The following is a 17,543-nucleotide window of genomic DNA, read 5'->3' as shown; positions in this document are numbered from 1 at the left end:
TACCAGCCTAATGGTCGGCCGTCGGTGCGGAACGTCACCCTCCGTCCCCGGTCCCCGGGTCGAGGCGGGGAACGACTAGCGGGTGTCGCTGTCGATGAGCAACCTGCCGTTGTGCGCGACAACCCGCAGGACCATCGGCTTGGAGGTGCCGCCGACGGTGATATTGCCCAGGCGCATGTCGACCGAGCCGTCGCTGTTGTTGGCGCCGGTGGCGGCGTTGATATTGGCGAAGCTCTCGATAATGCGCGAATTCCAGTAGTCCTGGAAGTCCTGCTGGCTGCCGTAGGCGGCCTGCGCGGCCGGGGTCAGCAACGACCAGGAGCTGCTCGGGCTGTTGTAGAAGTCGACGATCAGCTGACCGGCCGAACCCCAGTCGACGGTGCCGCTGCTCGGCGTCGCGCCGAGCGCCGCTGCCGTGGTGGTGGTCGCACCGGGCTTGGTCGTCGAGGAGACGGGTGTATTCGCTTGCGCCACCGAGCCGTTGGACTCCGAGTCGTTCATCGTTCCGATCAGCAGCGCCGAGACCGCGACCAGCCCGCCCGCCAGCCCGCCGATCAGCACCGCGCGACGCTTGCCACCACTGGCCGAACCCGAACCCGAACGCGCGGGCGCGGTGGTGGGATGGGCGGCCGTCTCCGGATGGGCCACGCCGCGCTGCGGGGGCGGCAGCGGGCGCTCCTGCCGGGTGGGCTGGTGCACGGGGGCGGGCGAACGAAGCGCCCTGGTGGCCGCGTCGGGTTCGCCGCCCTGCCTGCGGGCGTAGGCCTCGCTGGCCGGGACGAACCCGACCGGCGCGGCCGAGCCTGCGTCGGCGAAGGCCGTTAGTGTGTCGCGCGCGACCCGCATGCTGGGCCGCACGTCGGGATCGGGATCGAGCAGCGCGAGCAGGAACTCGGTCGCGGGCCCCGCATTGCGTGGCTGGCTGACCTGCCCGTTGGCCGCGGCGTAGAGCACCGCGAGGGGGTTGGCGCTGGCGCCGTAGGGCGGCTCGCCCTCGAGCGCGTGGAACAGCGTCGCGCCGAGGGAGAAAACATCGGCGGCCGGAGTCGGATCCGACCCGCGGGCCACCTCGGGCGCGAGGTAGGCGGCGGTGCCGCAGATGAGGCCGGTTTCGGTGAGGGTGGCATCGCCCGCGGCGCGCGAGATGCCGAAGTCGGTGATCTTGACCGTGCCGTGATCGTCGAGCAGCACATTGCCCGGTTTCACGTCGCGGTGCACGATGCCCGCGTTGTGCGCGGCGATCAGCGCCGAGGCGACCTGCTCGCCGATCCGGGCCACCTGCGTCAGCGGCAGGGTGCCCTGGGCGGCCAGCACCGCGGCCAGGCTGCGCGACTGCAGGTATTCCATCACCAGGCAGGGATCGCCGTCGTGCTCGGTGATGTCGAAGACCACGATGGCGTTGGGATGCTGGAACCGGGCGGCGTTGCGCGCCTCGCGGATCGCCCGCTGACGCATGATGTCGCGCTCGGCCTCGGGCAGGCTGGGCTTGATCTGTATCTGCTTGATCGCCACGGAACGTCGCAGGCGCTCGTCCGTGGCACGCCAGACCACGCCTGTGCCGCCGCTACCAATCCGCTCGACCAGGCGGTAATGCTCCGCGATCAACTGACCGGTATCGATGGCGCCTACTCCGAACCTTCTCGAAATCGTGACATCCCACATGTTGACCGCAGGTGCGGCCCGCCGACGAGTGTAGCGGGCCGTGGGACTTCGGCACGCGTCAGCCGGGGTCTGCGCGACCGCGAAAATGGGCCCGGCTCCGGCGACGTCGAAGGATAGCCGACGGCTACCGTGGCGCGCGCAGCATCCGGCCCGCCGCCGCCACGGCGGGAGCCGAGCTGCCCGCGTCCGCGGCGAACACCGCGAACGCCAGATCATCGGCGATACCGACGAACCAGCCGTGCGCGTGGGTGTCGTCGATGTACTCCGCGGTGCCGGTCTTGCCCAGCACGCCGGGGATGTCGGCGAGCGCCGTCGCAGTGCCGCCGGTCACAGTCTCGCGCATCATGGTGCGCAGCTGTTCGGCCACCGTGGCGGGCAGCGGCTCCGGCTGCCGGTCCGCGGTGCCGGGACGTCCGGCGACCACCGCCGGAACGGGCAGCGATCCGTCCGCGATGGATGCCGCGACCAGCGCCATCCCGAACGGCGAGGCGGTGACCGCGCCCTGCCCGATGGCGGCCTCCACCCGGGCGGCGGACGTCTCGGCGGGCGGCACCGAGCCCGTCACGGTGGTCAGGCCCGGGGTCACATAGTCGATGCCGAGTCCGAGCTGCGCCGCGGCGCGGGTCAGCCCGTCGGCGGGCAGGCGCACCCCGAGCAGGCCCATCGTGGTGTTACAGGAGCGCGCGAAGGCGGTGTGCAGGGGGACCTCGCCGAGATCGAAATCGTCGTCGTTGGGAATCCGGCGGCCTTCGATGGTCGCAGCGCCCGGACAGGGCAGCACGGAGTCGGGGGTGGCTTCGCCCGCCTGCAATGCCGCCGAGACGGTCACCGTCTTGAACGTCGACCCCGGCGGATACAGCCCCGACAACGCGATCGGGCCCTGCGCGTCCGCGGCGGAGTTCTGCGCGATCGCCAGCACCTCGCCGGTGGACGGCCGGATCGCCACGATCGCCGCGGGCCCGGTCAGCGGCGTGAGCGCGGCTTCGGCCGCCCGTTGCAGACCGAGATCGAGGGTGGTGGCGATGTCGGAGGTCGGCCGGGGATCCTCGCCGGCGATGCGTTCGGTGCCCTGCTGGGTACGCACGCGCACCGCCCAGCCGGCCGCATCGTCGGCCTCGCTCTGCCAGAGTTCGGCCAGTCCACCGAGAGCGGGCGAGGCCAGCGCCTTGTCGACGGTCAGCAGCCGGGTCTGCGGTGCGAGTGCGACACCGGGCAACGCGGCCAGCCGCTCCTGGATAGGCGCGATGTCCTCGGCGCGCAGCGTGACTGCGGTGACCGGTGCGCCCTGCTGCGCCAACTCGGCCCGCAGGCTCTCGGCGGTGATGCCGGGGGCGAGCGGCGACAGCAACGCGGCCACCGCGGCGGTATCGGCCTCGGCGGAGACGTTCACCAGCGTGACGATCTGCTCGGTCATCAACGCGCCGCCCGCCGCGTCCAGCACCCGGGCGGGCGCCGACCTGGTGAGACCGTATTCCAGCGTGCCCTTGTCCAGGCCGGGGGCGATCGTCGCCGGGTCCCAGCGGATCACCGGGTCCTCGCCGCCCGTGGTGAGGCCCGTTGTGGTGTAGGTCCATTCGTCGCCGGCCGCGCCGAGCTTCCAGGTGGCGGCGAGGGTGAATCCGTCGCCCTCGCCCCCGCGCACCTCGTAGTGGACGTCGGTGCCCAGGCCGTCGTAGAGCTGGTTCAACGTCGCCGTCGCTCGCGCCGGATCGTCGGTGAGCGCGGCGACCGCCGCCACATCGCCGCTGTCGAGCGCGTCGGCGAACCGGCCCGCGACGGTCTCCGGCTGATCCGGGCCCGAGCTACAGGAGACCAGGACGAGCACGGGTGCGGCGAACAGGACGGCGAGTTTGCTCCGGTTGGTACGCACGCGCCGACGGTACTCGACGGTGACAACGGGAATACCGGACTCACGAGCCGATATCTTCAGCTGATGCATCGTTTTTGCATCGTTTCTACGGTACTCTGCCACTACAGCACTTCCTCAGGAGGCAAATGATGCACACAGTGCGCGGCAGAACAGATCGAGTGGTGGTCGTCGGGGCCGGCCTGTCCGGGCTCGCGGCGGCGCTGCACCTGGCCGGACGCGGCAGGGAGGTCGTCGTCCTGGAACGCGACGCGCATCCCGGGGGGCGAGCGGGCCGGCTCGACGTGGACGGCTACCGGCTCGACACCGGCCCGACCGTGCTGACCATGCGCGACATCCTCGACGAGACGTTCGCGGCCGTCGGCGACAGCGTCGACAGCAGGCTCGACCTGCTGCCGCTGCATCCGGCCTACGACGCTCGTTTCGCCGACGGGTCACGCCTGGCCGTGCACAGTGAGGCCGACGCGATGTACGACGAGGTGCGCCGGTTCTCCGGCGTCGCGGAGGCGGAACGCTACCTGCGCCTGCGCGATTGGCTCGGACGGCTCTACCGCGCGCAGTACGACAGGTTCATCGCGGCCAATATGGATTCCCCGCTCTCGGTGCTCACCCCCTCGCTGGCCCGGGTGGCGGCGCTGGGCGGATTCCGCTCGGTCGACGCCCAGATCTCGCGCCGCCTGCACGACGAGCGGCTGCGCCGGGTGTTCAGCTTCCAATCGCTGTACGCGGGCGTCGCGCCGCAGCGCGCCCTCGCCGTCTACGCCGTGATCGCCTACATGGACACCATCGCGGGCGTCTACTTCCCGAAGGGCGGCGTGCGCGCGCTGCCGGACGCGCTGGCCGCGTCGGCGGCCGACGCCGGTGTCGAGTTGCGCTACAACGCCACGGTGACCGAGTTGGAGCGCTCCGGTTCCCGCGTCACGGCCGTGCGCACCGCCGACGGCGAACGGCTCCCCTGCGACGCCGTCGTCCTGACCACCGAACCGCACATCACCCACCGGCTGCTCGGCCGCGTGCCCCGCCGGCCGGTGCCGTTGCGCGCGGCGCCCTCGGCCGCGATCATCCATGTCGGCGCTCCGGCCGGATCGGACGTCGGTCACCACACCATCAGCTTCGGCGCGGCCTGGCGGGAGACATTCGCCGAACTCATCGACCAGGGCCGCACGATGAGCGATCCGTCGCTGCTGATCACCCGGCCGACCGCGACCGACCCGTCGCTGGCCCCACCCGGACAGGATCTGTTGTCGGTCCTCGCGCCCGTGCCCAACTTGACAACGCACCGCGGGACGCCCGCGTTCGACTGGCACGCCGACGGCGACCGCTATCTGCGCGAGGTGCTCGCCCTGGCCGCCGAACGGGTCGCGCCCGGTCTGGCGGATTCGGCCCGCGTCCTGGCGACCCTCACCCCGGCCGACTGGGCGAAGGCGGACATGACGGCGGGCACGCCCTTCAGCTATGCCCACAACCTGGCCCAGACCGGTCCCTTCCGGCCGAACAACTTCCCGCGCTTCGTCGACAACGCCGTGCTCGCCGGATCGGGCACCACCCCCGGCGTCGGGGTACCGACAGCCTTGATCTCCGGCCGGCTCGCGGCCGACCGCATCACCGGTGCGGCGCGGCCCGCGTCCGTCATCATCCCGAGGGAGGTCCGCCATGACGCAGCGTGAACTCGACGCCGCCGGAATCACCGACCCCGTTCTGCGCCGGGCATATACGCGCTGCCGGGCGCTGAACGCGGAGCACGGACGCACCTACTTCCTGGCGACCCGGCTGCTGCCGCCCGAACGGCGACCGGCCGTCCACGCGCTCTACGGGTTCGCCCGGTACGTGGACGACCTCGTCGACATGCCCGGGCAGGACAGCACCCCCGAGGCGATCAACGACCGGATCGAGGAGGCCGAACGTCTGCTCGCCGCAGCCCTCGCCGACGACGACAGCGCCCGCCCGGGCGACGCCACCATCGGCAATGCTGTCATCGGCGATGGTCTCACCGGCAATGCTCTCACCGGCGGCGCAGCTCTCACCGGCGGCGCAGGCACCGGCCGCCCTCACACCGGCCCCGCTCACTCCGACGGCGGGCAGTCCGTGGCGCTCGCCCTGGCCGACACCGTGCGCCGCTACGCGATCGATCCGGCACTCTTCGCGGCGTTCCTGGGCTCGATGCGCATGGACCTGCTGTTGCGCGAGTATCCGACCCGCGCCGCCCTGCAGCGCTACACCTATGGCTCGGCCCAGGTGATCGGCCTGCAGCTGCTGCCGGTGCTCGGCACGGTCACCCACCGCGACGAGGCGGCGCCGTTCGCGGCCGCACTCGGCGACGCCTTCCAGCTCACGAACTTCCTGCGTGATGTCGCCGAAGACCTCGACCGAGGCCGGATCTACCTTCCGGCCGACGAACTCGCCGCCTTCGGCGTGGATCGTGACCGCCTCGCCTGGTGCCGCAGCCACGGTCTGGCCGACGCGGCGGTCAGGTCCGCGCTCGCCGAGCAGGTCGCCACCACGCGCACCGTCTACCGCAGGGCCGCCCCGGGAATCGGCATGCTCTCGCCCTGGGCACGACCGTGTGTGGCCACCGCGTTCACGCTCTACTCGGAGATCCTGGACCGCATCGAGTATCTGGACTACAACGTGTTCGCGAGCCGGGCGACCGTCGGCGCCGCGCGCAAAGTCCGCGTCGCGGCGCCCGCGGCCGCCCGCGCCTGGTGGATTCGTCGCTCCGATCCCGCGCACCGGGCGCGGACCGCACCGACGAGCGGCTAACCCGCCGCCGTTCGAGTGGGCGGGTGCGGGCGATCGAATTGTTCGACCCACTCCCCCGTGGTCAGCGCGTGGGCGTCCGCATCGGTCAGATCGATGCCGAAGATGTCCTTCAGCACCCCGGGGATTTCGTCGGTCTCCAGTTCCCTCGACTCGACTGTGCCGTCAGGCCGTTCGGCGCTCAGGCTGTGCCCGTCGAGAATGTGGCGGACGTCCGGCAGGAACCGCTGGACGAACGGGCGCATGGTGAACGGCGAGCGCGGCGAGGTGGACACGAAGTGGTTGCCGACCTCGAAATCGATGCGGTACTGCGGATTGGTGGTGAAGGTGTACCGCTCGACCCAGCCGTCCTTGCCGAACTGGTGCAGCGCCCACAGGTCGGCGCCGAGCTCACCGATCCGGCGCTCGAAGCGAAAGCGCCACTGCCCCAACGCGAATTCCTCCGCGCGGGGCACCAGCTCCCATGGTTCCGGCGGTCCCTGGCCGAAGCCGACGTCACAGATCCAGACCCGGTCGTCCTCGGCCGTGGTGACCCGCACCAGCGCGTGCGTCGCGGGCCGCGCGGCGACCGCCCCCAGCGTCACGCGGGCGCTGAGCCCGGTGACGCCGAAGCCGAGCCGCTCCAGCGCGGCCGCGAACAGGCCGACGTTCTCGTAGCAATACCCGCCGCGCCCGCGCCGGATCATCTTCTCCTGGACCTCGGCGGGCCCCAACGGCACGGGCCGGCCGAACAGCGCCTCCAGATTCTCGAACGGGAGGGTGGTGGTGTGCCGGTACACCAGCTCGCGCAGCGTCGCGACCGTGGGCGCGCGCTCACCGGTGAATCCGATCCCGGCCAGATAGCCGTCCAGGTCCAGCTCTTCCCCCTTCCAGCGGTAGCTGCGATCCACGGATTCGACCATCGGGCACCTCGATTCGTCGTCACTCATGTCTGCGGCAACTCCCGCCCGGCGCCGGACATTCCACCACCGCTCCCGGCACGCCACGCCGATCCGATCTGCTACCTTCCGAGCGTCTGCCGGAACGAGTCGTCACGTCCCGGCCCTTGCTCGCGGGAGTTCGCATGTCCTTCATCAACAAACTCTTCCACAACGCCAACAACATCTCCCGCCTGCTGGACCTCGCCGACAAGGCCCCGCAGTGGCGCAAGCAGCTGATGGAGAAGAAGAACGAATTCCGCGGCGGCGCCTTCCGCGACGCGGTGATGGGCATGTGCGCGCTGGTCGCCGCCGCCGACGGCACCATCGCCCCCGACGAGCGCATGCGCGTGGCGAACATGATCTCCACCGAGCCCGCCCTCGACGCCTTCCCCGCCGACGAACTGCGCCAGTTGTTCGACGCCAACTGCGATCGCGTTCTCGCCGACCCCGCGTTCGGCAAGACCCATCTCATGCAGCAGATCACCAAGGTCGCGGGCAAGCCCGACCAGGCACGCGCCATCGTGCAGATCGGCATCATGATCGCCAATGCCGACGGCAGGCTCGATATCGCCGAGATCCACGCCGTGCGCGAGGCGTGCGCCGCGCTGAACATCCCTCCCATGCTCGACCTGCCCGGCTGACACCTGACTCGGCGCCGCGACCAGAGCACTTCGCCGACCACACCGTCCGTGCCCGCGCCGAACGAGAGCCCCTCGGTCAATCGAGCTGCGCGGAATCGCCGAGCTTCGCCCGGCCGTGGCTGTCCGCGAACGCGAGCAAGGGAGGGATCACCCGCTCCCGAGCCGCCCAGATCATGTCGTGCCCGACCCCGGGGTAGATCTCGATCTCGGCGGAGGGAACGCGCTCGCGGACCAGACGCGCCGCCTGTCCGGCATCGTGGACGACCGTCTCGGCGCCGAACAACACCTGCAGCGGAGCGCCGAGGGCCGCGAACCGCTCGGCGGGCAGCGGGCGCGGCCACGGCATGCCGGGCCGGAACTTCAGGGTGGCCATCGTCATCGCCCATTCCTCGTCGGTGAGTCGCACAGCGGGCGAGAGCCACCTGGCGAACTTCTCCATCTTCGCCTGGACATAAATGGTACGTGCATATCACCAAATCCGAGTTGATCTACGGCTGCCGCCTCCGCGGCGCGACAGCTAGAATCCGCACATGCGTTCGATCGGAGTCGAGGAACGACGAGCCCGCCTGGCCGAGCGCCACGGCCTGCACGCCGCCGCCCGTACCGCCCCAGCCGCCGACGACGTCGCCGGCCTCGTGCGCTCGCTGGTCGCCCTGCACGCCACCGATCCCGCCACGGTCTACCTCTCGGTGGCCGCCCGGTCCGCGACGGTGAAACCGGCCGACATCGAGCGTGCCCTCTACGAAGACCGGACCCTGATGCGCCTGCTGGCGATGCGCCGCACCATGTTCGTGGTGCCGGTGGAATTCCTCGGCGCACTGCGTTCCTCGGTGACCGACGCGCTGGCGGTCAAGCAACGCCGCACCTACTGCAAGCTCATCGAGCAGGCGGGCGTGGTGGACGGCGACGTGACGGCGTGGTGGGCCGAGGTGGAACGCGAGACCCATGACGCGCTGCTGGATCTCGGCGCGGCGACCGGCGCGCGATTGAGCAAGGCGGTGCCGCGCTTGCGCACGGCCGTCGACGTCTCGCCGGGCAAGGCCTATTCGAAGCCGACGAACATCACCACCTGGATGCTGGTGGTGCTCGGCGCCGAGGGCCGGATCGTGCGCGGCAGGCCCAACGGCACCTGGGCCAGCAGCCAGTACAGCTGGGAGCCGATCGAGACCTGGCTGCCCGACGGCATTCCCGACGTCCCGGCCGAGGAGGCCAGGGCCGAGGTCGTGCGCCGCTGGCTGACCGCCTTCGGGCCTGCCCCCGTCTCGGACATCAAGTGGTGGACCGGATGGACTGTGGCACAGGTCCGTTCGGCGCTGTCGCGACTCGACGTGACCGAAGTCGACCTCGACAGCGTGCCCGGCGTGGTCCTGACCGACGACATCGAGCCCGCCCCGGGCGTCGAGCCCGCCGCCGCGCTGCTGCCCGCCCTCGACCCGACGCCGATGGCCTGGCAGTCCCGCGACTGGTTCCTCGGCCCGCACGCGGAGGCCCTGTTCGATCGCAACGGCAATATCGGGCCGACCGTCTGGTGGGACGGGCGCATCGTCGGCGGCTGGGCCCAGCGCGGCTCCGGCGAAATCGCGTTCCGCCTGCTCGAGGACGTCGGCGCCGAGGCCGAGGCGCACGTCGCTGCGGAGGCCGAGCGCATCGGGGCGTGGTTCGGCGACATGCGCACAATCCCTCGCTTCCGCACTCCGCTCGAACGGGAACTCACCGCCTGACCCGCGGCCTCACCGCCCGGCCTGTCGGCCTCGGTGGTCCGCCGCGCGTCGATCCGGCACCCCGACCGGCGCCCGACTCCGGCACTCTCGTTCGCAAGGCTATTGCGTTGCCGGGCAGGCGGTCTTGTCCGCCACCGACACCGGTCCGCCGTAGGAGATGTCAGGCGAATCCACCCCTCGCGTGACAATGCCGGGGCTAGGTTGAACATATGGAGATCCGGCAGGCATCCGAAGCCGATCGCCCCGCCCTGCGAGAGCTGTTCCCCCGGGCCGGCGCCGGTTCGCCGACCGGAGATCTCTGGGGCGACCCGGAATCCGAGGCGGCGGTGTATCTCTACCCGTACCTCGAGCGCGAGCCGGAATCGGTGTTCGTCGCCGCATCCGACGACGGCACGCTGCTCGGCTACCTCACCGGGTGCGTGGACAGCACCACCTTCCCCGGCGAGGAGAAGCGCGTCGATGCGGCCATCCGGCGGTACGGACTGCTGCGCCGCCGGACCGCGGTCGCCTTCTTCGGCCGTGCGGTCACCGACACCGTGTGGGCGAAACTGCGACGGCAGTCCACGACATGGGAGTTCACCGACCCCCGCTGGCCGTCGCATCTGCACATCGACCTGGCGCCCGAGGCCAGGGGCACCGGCGCGGCCGCCGGGCTGATGAACCGCTTCCTCGCGCACGCGAAGGCGGCGGGATCACCGGGCTGCTACTTGCAGACGGTCGTCGAGAACCCCAGAGCCGTCGCCTTTTTCCGGAAGATGGGCTTCACCGCGCACGGCGACACCCCGATCATTCCCGGACCGCGTTACGAGGGCGCGAAGCTGCACCAGCTGACGATGGTGCGCGCCCTCTGATCCCGCCGTGCGGCTCGCCTACATGTCCAGACCGAGATCGAGCACACCGACCGAGTGGGTGAGCGCGCCCACCGCGAGGTAGTCCACGCCGGTGCGCGCGTAGTCCGCGGCCACGTCCAGGGTCAGCCCGCCCGAGGATTCCAATTTCGTCCGCGGCGCGACGGCATCGCGGCGCTGCACGGCCGCCTGGGTCTGCCACAGCGGAAAGTTGTCCAGCAGCACCAGTTCCACGTCCTCGGCGAGCACCGCGTCGAGTTGCTCGAGGCTGTCCACCTCGACCTCGCAGGCGATATCGGGGGCCAGCTCGCGCACCGCGCGCAGCGCCGCCACCACCGAGCCTGCGGCGACCACGTGGTTGTCCTTGATGAGCGCGGCGTCGCCGAGACCCATCCGGTGATTGACGCCCCCGCCGACGCGCACCGCGTACTTCTGCAGCGCGCGCAGACCGGGCAGCGTCTTGCGGCTGTCGCGGATGGCGCATCCGGTGCCCTCGACCGCGTCCACCCAGGCGGCGGTGGCCGTGGCGATGCCCGAGAGGTGGCAGACGAGGTTGAGCATGGTGCGTTCGGCGGTCAGCAGGCCGCGCGTCGGCGCGAGCAGGCCGAGCACCGACTGCCCCGGCTCGACCCGGGTGCCGTCCGGCACGCGGTCGGTGATCTCGTAGGAACCCGCGCCGATGACCTCGTCGAGCACCAGCAGGCCGATGTCGATGCCCGCGACCGTGCCCGGTTTGCGGGAGACCACCGCGGCCTTGCTGGTGGCATCGGCGGGCACGGTGGCGTTCGTGGTGACATCCGGGCCGTAGCGCAGGTCCTCGTCGAGCGCGGTGCGGATGAGGGCGAGCACGGCGTCGCGGTCCAGAGCGGCGTCCAGGGTCATGGGTGCACTCCTGTTCTCGTGGTCGTCGGGCGGCGTCACGGGACGGCCGCGAGTTCGGGGCCGTCCGGATCACCGGCAGGCAGGTCGGGCAGACCGGGCAGGTCGATCGAATCCAGCAGGTCCGGATGCCCGTCGGGATCGAGGCGGATCGCGATCGGACGGCGCAGTTCCGGGTCGGCGGCCGGGTAGTCGGTGCGGGTGTGGCAGCCACGGCTCTCGGTGCGCGCCGCGGCGGCCAGCAGCAACACCCGTGCGGTCAGCGTGAGCGCGCCGTCTTCCAGTTCGGCGATCCGCCGGGCCGCCAATTCCGTTTCGCCCGAGGCCGGTTCGGCTGCGGCCGACCTGGTCTGCGAGTAGCGGGAAGACAGGTCGCGCAGCACGGCCAGTTCCAGCCGCCTGCTCGCCTCGGCCAGCCCGTCGCCGTCGCGAACCACCGCGGCATGCGTGGTCATGACCTGCTGGAGCGCGGCGCGCGCCACCCGCGGCATGGCACGGGTCCGGATCTCGGTCACCTCGGCGGGGATCTCGCGACGCTCGGCGACGGCCGCTCCGACCCGCTCGCCCACGACCAGGCCTTCCAGCAAACTATTGGAGGCCAGGCGATTCGCCCCGTGCAGTCCGGTGCGCGCCACCTCACCGGCCGCGTACAGACCGGGCACCCCGGTGCGCCCGTGCGGGTCGGTCACCACGCCGCCGCACTGGTAGTGCGCGGCCGGCGCGACCGGGATCAGATCGGCGCGCGGGTCGATTCCGGCGGCCAGGCACGAGGCGGTGATCGTCGGGAACCGGCCGGTGAATCCGTCGATTGCCCGCGCGTCGAGATACACGTGATCGGTGCCGAGCTCGCGCATCCGCGCCGCGATCGCCTTGGACACCACATCACGCGGAGCCAGATCACCGCGCGGATGCACTCCGGCGGTCACCGACCGGCCCGCGCCGTCGACCAGCACCGCGCCTTCGCCGCGCACCGCCTCGCTGATCAGCGGGCGACGGCCGAGGCCGCCTGGCGTGTACAGCACCGTCGGGTGGAACTGGACGAATTCCAGATCCGCGACCGCCGCACCCGCCCACAGCGCCAACGCGACGCCGTCGGCCGTCGCGCCGGGTGGATTGGTGCTCAGCGCATAGAGCTGTCCGAGTCCCCCGGTGGCCAGCAGCACGGCCGGAGTGTGCACGACGCCGAAGCCCCTGTCCGACACCGCGATCACGCCCTGCACGCCGTGCGGTCCGGTGACCACCTCGCAGGCCGCCGCGCCGAACAGCACCGGCAGCCCGGCCGCGTTCAGCGCCCGCTGGACTTCCGCGCCGGTCGCGTCGCCGCCCGCGTGGATGATGCGCCGGGTGCTGTGCCCGCCCTCGCGGGTGCGGGAGATCTGTCCGTCGCGGCCCAGATCGAAGACCGCGCCGAGGTCGGTCAGCGCGTCGATCGCGGCCCGGCCGCCCGCGACGATGGACCGCACCGCCGCCTCGTCACAGAGCCCGCCGCCCGCTTCCACCGTGTCGCGGACATGTGACTCCACCGAGTCGCCGTCCGGGGCGACCACCGCGATACCACCCTGCGCGTACTGCGTGGAGGTGTCGGTCGGCCCGCCTTTGCTCAATGTCAGAACCCGCAGTCCGCGCAGCGAGGCGGTCCGTGCCGCCGTCAATCCCGCCACGCCGCCGCCGATCACCACCAGGTCGGCCGTGGCCTCCCAGTCGATCGTCGCCGGAGCCGTCATGTTCTCGTGCCTTTCGCTCCGAGCGCCCGCCGCGGATCACGCATGCGGGTTCGGGTACGCGGCCGCAATGCCGCGCACCGTCCAACCGTCAGCGACGGTTCACTCACCGCCGCCTGGATTGCCGATCTCGATCATCCGCTGGACCGAATTGCGGCCGAGCGCGGCGGTCTCGGGGTCGACGTGCACTTCGTCGGCGCCTTCGACCAGGCACCGCAGCAGCGCGGCCGGGGTGATCATCTTCATGTACGGGCACGATGCCCGATCGTTGACCGCCTGGAAGTCGATGCCCGGCGCGGCCTTGCGCAGCTGGTGCAGCATGCCGACCTCGGTGGCCACCAGCACCTGATTCGACTTGGCGGCCTTGGCGGCGTCGATCATGCCGCCGGTGGACAGGATGTGCACCCGGTCGGCCGGGAACGAGCCTTCGCCCGCCAGGTACAGCGCCGAGGTGGCGCAGCCGCACTCGGGGTGCACGAACAGCTCCGCGTCCGGGTGGGTGCGCGCCTGTTCGGTGAGCTCCTCACCGTTGATGCCCGCGTGCACGTGGCACTCACCCGCCCAGATGTGCATGTTCTCCCGGCCGGTGACCCGCTTGACGTGCGCGCCGAGGAACTGGTCGGGCAGGAACAGCACTTCGCGCTCGGGATCGATCGAGGCCACCACGTCGACGGCGTTGGACGAGGTGCAGCAGATATCGGTCAGCGCCTTGACCTCGGCGGTGGTGTTCACATACGACACCACGACCGCGTTCGGGAACTCCGCTTTCCAGGCGCGCAACTCGTCGGCGGTGATCGAGTCGGCCAGCGAGCACCCGGCGCGCTGGTCGGGGATCAACACCGTCTTCTCGGGGCTCAGGATCTTCGCGGTCTCGGCCATGAAGTGCACGCCGCAGAAGACGATGGTGTCCTCGGGCGCTTCGGCCGCGATCCGCGAGAGCGCCAGCGAGTCGCCGACGTGATCGGCGATGTCCTGGATCTCGGGCAGCTGATAGTTGTGCGCGAGAATCGTCGCGTTGCGCTCGCGGGCCAGGCGCTTGATCTCCTCGGCCCACTCGGGTGTCGCCGCGACACCGGCGTACCCGGTGGGCCCGTCGACCACCTGTTCCATCAGCGCAGGCGCGGGCTGCACACCTGTTGTCGCCATGACGGCTCCCTTCCTCGTGCGGCCGCCCGCGTCCGTTTCCGTGTCACGCGACGCTGCGATTCGCACCAACCAGGTTTTCGACTTACAATCGAAAACGTGCCCCATAGTAACACTGTTCACGAAACGCTTACCGCGGTGTTCCAGGTTCGCCGCTTCCCCGCCGCGAGATCCGCAGGTCAGCGCGATGTGACCGGCGTTACCGGGGCGCAGCGGAGCGCTAACGGCGATCGCCGCCCCGAATTGGCCGTCCTGCTGTGGGAGCGCGCGCTCGACCCGCAGAAGGGCACCTGGTCGCTGCCCGGCGGCCGCCTGCGCGACGACGAGGACCTCGACACCTCCGCGGGCCGCCAGCTCGCCGAGAAGGTGGACGTGCGCGAGTTGGCCCACCTCGAACAGTTGTCGGTCTTCAGCGATCCCCACCGCGTCCCCGGCCCCCGCCGGATCGCCTCGGCCTATCTCGGCCTCGTCCCCCTGACCGCCGAGCCGGAACTGCCCGAGGACACCGCCTGGCACCCGGTCTCCGCGCTCCCCCGCATGTCCTTCGATCACGGCACCGTCGTCGAGCACGCCCGCACCCGCCTGGCCGCCAAGCTCTCCTACACCAATATCGCCTTCGCCCTGGCCCCGGCGACCTTCACCATGTCGGTGCTCCGCGAAATCTATTGCGCGGCATTGGGTTACGACGTGGACACGACCAATCTCCAGCGCGTCCTCAATCGCCGCAAGGTCATCGTCCCCACCGGCGACACCGCCGCACCCGGGCGGGCGGGCGGGCGGCCCGCGGCAGTCCACCGGTTCAACGACTCGGGCCTGCGCGTCACCGACGAGTTCGCCGCGCTGCGCCCGCGAAGCTGACATCCGATCCCGCCGCCGGCGAATCGCACTGCGCCATCGCCACCCGCGTGCCCCGCGGGATCCGCGACGACGGCGCATTCAGCAGTCGTGGGACCGATGGCGATGCTTGGCGGTGCGACGGTAGCGCCGCTTGCTCGGAATCGGTCGCGCCGCGGCGGACCGCCGCAGTTCGTGCCGACGCCGCCACGCCACCAGATCGGGCCGTTCCGCCGCTTGCCCGGGTGCCCGGCCGTCCCCCGCGCGAAGGCCACTCATGTCCTCACCCCCTCGGGGCGAGGCTAAGCGATGGCATGCCCGATCCGCCACCGATTTTCGATCCGCTCCGTCCGCCGCGACGGACGCCCGCGATATCGGGCTACCGACCTGCGAGTCCGAACCCCGGACAGGTCAGCGGGTTCGCTCGGCCTCCGGCCCGGCTTCCGGCTGCGGGTACGCACCGATCGCGCCGGGCGAGTCGAAGGCCGGGACGGCACTCCACTGCGGCGTCGGCACGGCGTGCCCGAAGGGACCGAGGTAGCCGGTGCCCAGGTCATCGGAGGTGCTCAGCGCGACGAGGAGCAGCACGACCAGTGAGGCGATCAGCGGTTGCACCAGCAATGCCAGGTCGGTGCCCAACCCGGTGGACAGCGTGACCACGGTTCCGATCGCCGGATCATCCGCCCGCGGATGCAGCAGATCCCCCACCGTCTCCCCGCTCCACGCCATGGCGTAGGCGCCGACGAGCGAGCCCGACAGCAACCCGAGTTGCAGCAGTGGCCCACGCACCGGACGCAGCAACCGCCAGACCGCGACCGCGGCGAGCAGCCCGGTGACCGCCCCGAAGCAGACGAACATCGCCACCGCGTCGAACTGGTGCAGGCTTTCCCCGATCAGCGCCGACCCGCGCCCGGGCTGCGTGACAACCAACTGCTCGGTCGGCGACACCAGCCCCCACAGGGCGCCGAGCGCCAGGCTCACCGCGACCACCGCCGCGGCCACCAGCAGACCCGCCGCCGCCTCCCTGCGCACCCCGGCCGAGCGAACCCCGCTGCCCGCCACCATCAGCGGTGTTCCAGACCGGCGGAGTCGAGCACGCCGTGCCGGGAGCACTTCGCCCACCAGCCGTCGGGGCTGATCTGCACGACCATCCGCCTGCCGCACTCCTCGCAGAAGCGCGGCGGCTCCAGACCGAGTGCCGCCGCCGCGGGCACGGCATCGTCGACACCGGGCACGATCCGTTTGCCGGTGAACGGGTTGTAGCGCTCGTCCATGTCCATGACCCTACCCATGGTCGTCACTTCGCCGCGCCGACCGGCTCAGAGCGTTTCGTTGAGCGCCTTGATCGGCATCTTCAGCTCGCCGAGCAGGTCGATATCCGACTCGGCCGGACGACCGAGGGTGGTCAGGTAGTTGCCCACGATGACGGCATTGATGCCGCCGAGAATGCCCTGCTTGGCGCCCAGATCGCCGAGGGTGATCTCGCGCCCGCCGGCGAAGCGCAGGATGGTGCGCGGCAGCGCCAGCCGGAACGCCGCGACCGCCTTCAGCGCCTCGGCGGCGGGCAGCACCTCGAGATCGCCGAACGGGGTGCCCGGACGCGGGTTCAGGAAGTTCAGCGGCACCTCGTCGGGCTCCAATTCCGCCAGCTGGGCGGCGAATTCGGCACGCTGCTCGAGGGTCTCGCCCATCCCGAGGATGCCGCCGCAGCACACCTCCATGCCCGCCTCGCGGACCATGCGCAGGGTGTCCCAGCGCTCTTCCCAGCTGTGCGTGGTGACCACGTTCGGGAAGTGCGACCTGGCGGTCTCGAGATTGTGGTTGTAGCGGTGCACGCCCATCGCGGCCAGCTGGTCGACCTGCTCCTGGGTCAGCATGCCCAGCGAGCAGGCGACCTGGATGTCGACCTCGTTGCGGATGGCCTCCACTCCGGCGGCGACCTGCGCCATCAGCCGGGCGTCCGGGCCGCGCACGGCGGCGACGATGCAGAACTCGGTGGCGCCGGTCTTGGCGGTCTGCTTGGCGGCCTCGACCAGGCTCGGGATGTCGAGCCAGGCGGCGCGCACCGGCGACTGGAACAGGCCCGACTGCGAGCAGAAGTGGCAGTCCTCGGGGCAGCCGCCGGTCTTGAGGCTGATGATGCCCTCCACCTCGACCTCGGGCCCGCACCACTTCATCCGGACTTCGTGGGCCAGCGCGAGCAGCGCCTCCAGCCGATCGTCGCCGAGGCGCAGCACCGCCAGGGTCTGCTCCTGGGTCAGGCCCTCACCGCGCTCGAGCACCTGCTCGCGCGCGATCTCGAGAATGTCGGTCTGGACGGGTGCCTGGGTCACGGCGGAATTCCCTTCGGGCGGGACTCATCGTCGGCGGACGCGACTGCCTCGTCCGAGGTAGCCGCATGACTTGAACGGTGTTCAGCTAAGCTTGAACAGCGTTCAGGTTAGGGTAGTGACCGGTGTGAGTCAAAGCACCGGGGAGCAGTCCCCGCGACGCCGCGGACGCGCGTCGAGCCCAGTTCGCCGAGGCAGGTCCGATCGACCACCTGGGCCG

Annotated in this window: 16 protein-coding genes; 6 read left to right on the top strand and 10 right to left on the bottom strand. The window is 71.1% G+C overall.

All coding sequences use genetic code 11. The annotated features are described in order from the left end of the window. Positions 1–75 precede the first annotated feature (75 nt). Complete coding sequence (locus tag ON26_RS08805) at positions 76–1,605, bottom strand: serine/threonine-protein kinase (protein WP_040795525.1); 1,530 nt, start codon at positions 1,603–1,605, stop codon at positions 76–78. Between the two features lie 181 nt (positions 1,606–1,786). Beyond that, positions 1,787–3,532: a penicillin-binding transpeptidase domain-containing protein gene (locus ON26_RS08800; RefSeq protein ID WP_040795617.1), complete on the bottom strand. Its 1,746-nt coding sequence runs from the start codon at positions 3,530–3,532 to the stop codon at positions 1,787–1,789. Positions 3,533–3,660: 128 nt separating this feature from the next. Between ON26_RS08800 and crtI the strand changes: the two genes are divergently transcribed. Both crtI and ON26_RS08790 read left to right on the top strand, forming a co-directional pair. Continuing rightward, a complete protein-coding gene (crtI, locus tag ON26_RS08795; protein WP_040795616.1) occupies positions 3,661–5,196 on the top strand; it encodes a phytoene desaturase family protein in 1,536 nt (511 codons plus the stop codon). Continuing rightward, positions 5,183–6,289 carry a phytoene/squalene synthase family protein gene (locus tag ON26_RS08790; protein ID WP_051026846.1) on the top strand — a complete coding sequence of 369 codons (1,107 nt, stop codon included), beginning with the start codon at positions 5,183–5,185 and terminating at the stop codon, positions 6,287–6,289. The genes crtI and ON26_RS08790 overlap by 14 nt, the downstream gene beginning before the upstream one ends. Here the strand turns inward: ON26_RS08790 and ON26_RS08785 are convergent. Next, complete coding sequence (locus tag ON26_RS08785; protein ID WP_051026845.1) at positions 6,286–7,188, bottom strand: arylamine N-acetyltransferase family protein; 903 nt, start codon at positions 7,186–7,188, stop codon at positions 6,286–6,288. The two genes, ON26_RS08790 and ON26_RS08785, sit on opposite strands and share 4 nt — an antisense overlap. A gap of 161 nt (positions 7,189–7,349) precedes the next feature. Between ON26_RS08785 and ON26_RS08780 the strand changes: the two genes are divergently transcribed. Next, positions 7,350–7,847 carry a tellurite resistance TerB family protein gene (locus tag ON26_RS08780; RefSeq protein WP_051026844.1) on the top strand — a complete coding sequence of 166 codons (498 nt, stop codon included), beginning with the start codon at positions 7,350–7,352 and terminating at the stop codon, positions 7,845–7,847. 76 nt (positions 7,848–7,923) lie between these two features. On the opposite strand, the gene ON26_RS08775 is transcribed toward ON26_RS08780, so the two are convergent. After that, complete coding sequence (locus tag ON26_RS08775; protein WP_051026843.1) at positions 7,924–8,286, bottom strand: alpha/beta fold hydrolase; 363 nt, start codon at positions 8,284–8,286, stop codon at positions 7,924–7,926. 91 nt (positions 8,287–8,377) lie between these two features. Between ON26_RS08775 and ON26_RS08770 the strand changes: the two genes are divergently transcribed. Continuing rightward, the gene (locus tag ON26_RS08770; protein ID WP_040795524.1) at positions 8,378–9,568 is read left to right on the top strand and encodes a winged helix DNA-binding domain-containing protein; all 1,191 of its coding nucleotides are present in this window, start codon (positions 8,378–8,380) and stop codon (positions 9,566–9,568) included. 209 nt (positions 9,569–9,777) lie between these two features. After that, positions 9,778–10,419, top strand: a complete 642-nt coding sequence (locus ON26_RS08765; RefSeq protein WP_040795523.1) for a GNAT family N-acetyltransferase — start codon at positions 9,778–9,780, stop codon at positions 10,417–10,419. An 18-nt stretch (positions 10,420–10,437) separates the two neighbouring features. Here the strand turns inward: ON26_RS08765 and nadC are convergent, their stop codons facing one another. From nadC to nadA, 3 genes are all read right to left on the bottom strand, one after another. After that, positions 10,438–11,298, bottom strand: coding sequence for a carboxylating nicotinate-nucleotide diphosphorylase (gene nadC, locus ON26_RS08760; protein ID WP_040795522.1), 861 nt, complete (start codon positions 11,296–11,298; stop codon positions 10,438–10,440). Positions 11,299–11,333: 35 nt separating this feature from the next. After that, a complete protein-coding gene (locus ON26_RS08755; RefSeq protein WP_040795521.1) occupies positions 11,334–13,019 on the bottom strand; it encodes an L-aspartate oxidase in 1,686 nt (561 codons plus the stop codon). Positions 13,020–13,118: 99 nt separating this feature from the next. Further along, positions 13,119–14,162 carry a quinolinate synthase NadA gene (gene nadA, locus ON26_RS08750; protein ID WP_040795520.1) on the bottom strand — a complete coding sequence of 348 codons (1,044 nt, stop codon included), beginning with the start codon at positions 14,160–14,162 and terminating at the stop codon, positions 13,119–13,121. Between the two features lie 96 nt (positions 14,163–14,258). On the opposite strand from nadA, the gene ON26_RS08745 reads away from it, so the two are divergent. Then, positions 14,259–15,017 (top strand): NUDIX hydrolase, encoded by a 759-nt coding sequence (locus ON26_RS08745; protein WP_040795519.1) that lies wholly within the window; start codon positions 14,259–14,261, stop codon positions 15,015–15,017. Between the two features lie 387 nt (positions 15,018–15,404). On the opposite strand, the gene ON26_RS08740 is transcribed toward ON26_RS08745, so the two are convergent. Genes ON26_RS08740 through bioB form a run of 3 tightly spaced genes read right to left on the bottom strand, consistent with a single transcriptional unit; the run spans position 15,405 to position 17,326 of the window. Continuing rightward, positions 15,405–16,058 carry a DUF2567 domain-containing protein gene (locus ON26_RS08740; RefSeq protein ID WP_040795518.1) on the bottom strand — a complete coding sequence of 218 codons (654 nt, stop codon included), beginning with the start codon at positions 16,056–16,058 and terminating at the stop codon, positions 15,405–15,407. After that, entirely contained in the window at positions 16,058–16,285 is a 228-nt protein-coding gene (gene bsaP, locus ON26_RS08735; protein ID WP_083883966.1) for a biotin synthase auxiliary protein BsaP, read from the bottom strand. The genes ON26_RS08740 and bsaP overlap by 1 nt, the downstream gene beginning before the upstream one ends. Positions 16,286–16,312: 27 nt before the next feature. After that, a complete protein-coding gene (bioB, locus tag ON26_RS08730; protein WP_040795516.1) occupies positions 16,313–17,326 on the bottom strand; it encodes a biotin synthase BioB in 1,014 nt (337 codons plus the stop codon). Between the last annotated feature and the right edge of the window lie 217 nt (positions 17,327–17,543).

Source organism: Nocardia higoensis NBRC 100133 (assembly GCF_000308595.1).
In the GTDB taxonomy this organism is placed as follows: Bacteria; Actinomycetota; Actinomycetes; order Mycobacteriales; family Mycobacteriaceae; genus Nocardia; species Nocardia higoensis.
Note: the sequence above shows the minus strand (reverse complement) of the source record. Positions and strands in the feature narration are given on the sequence as shown.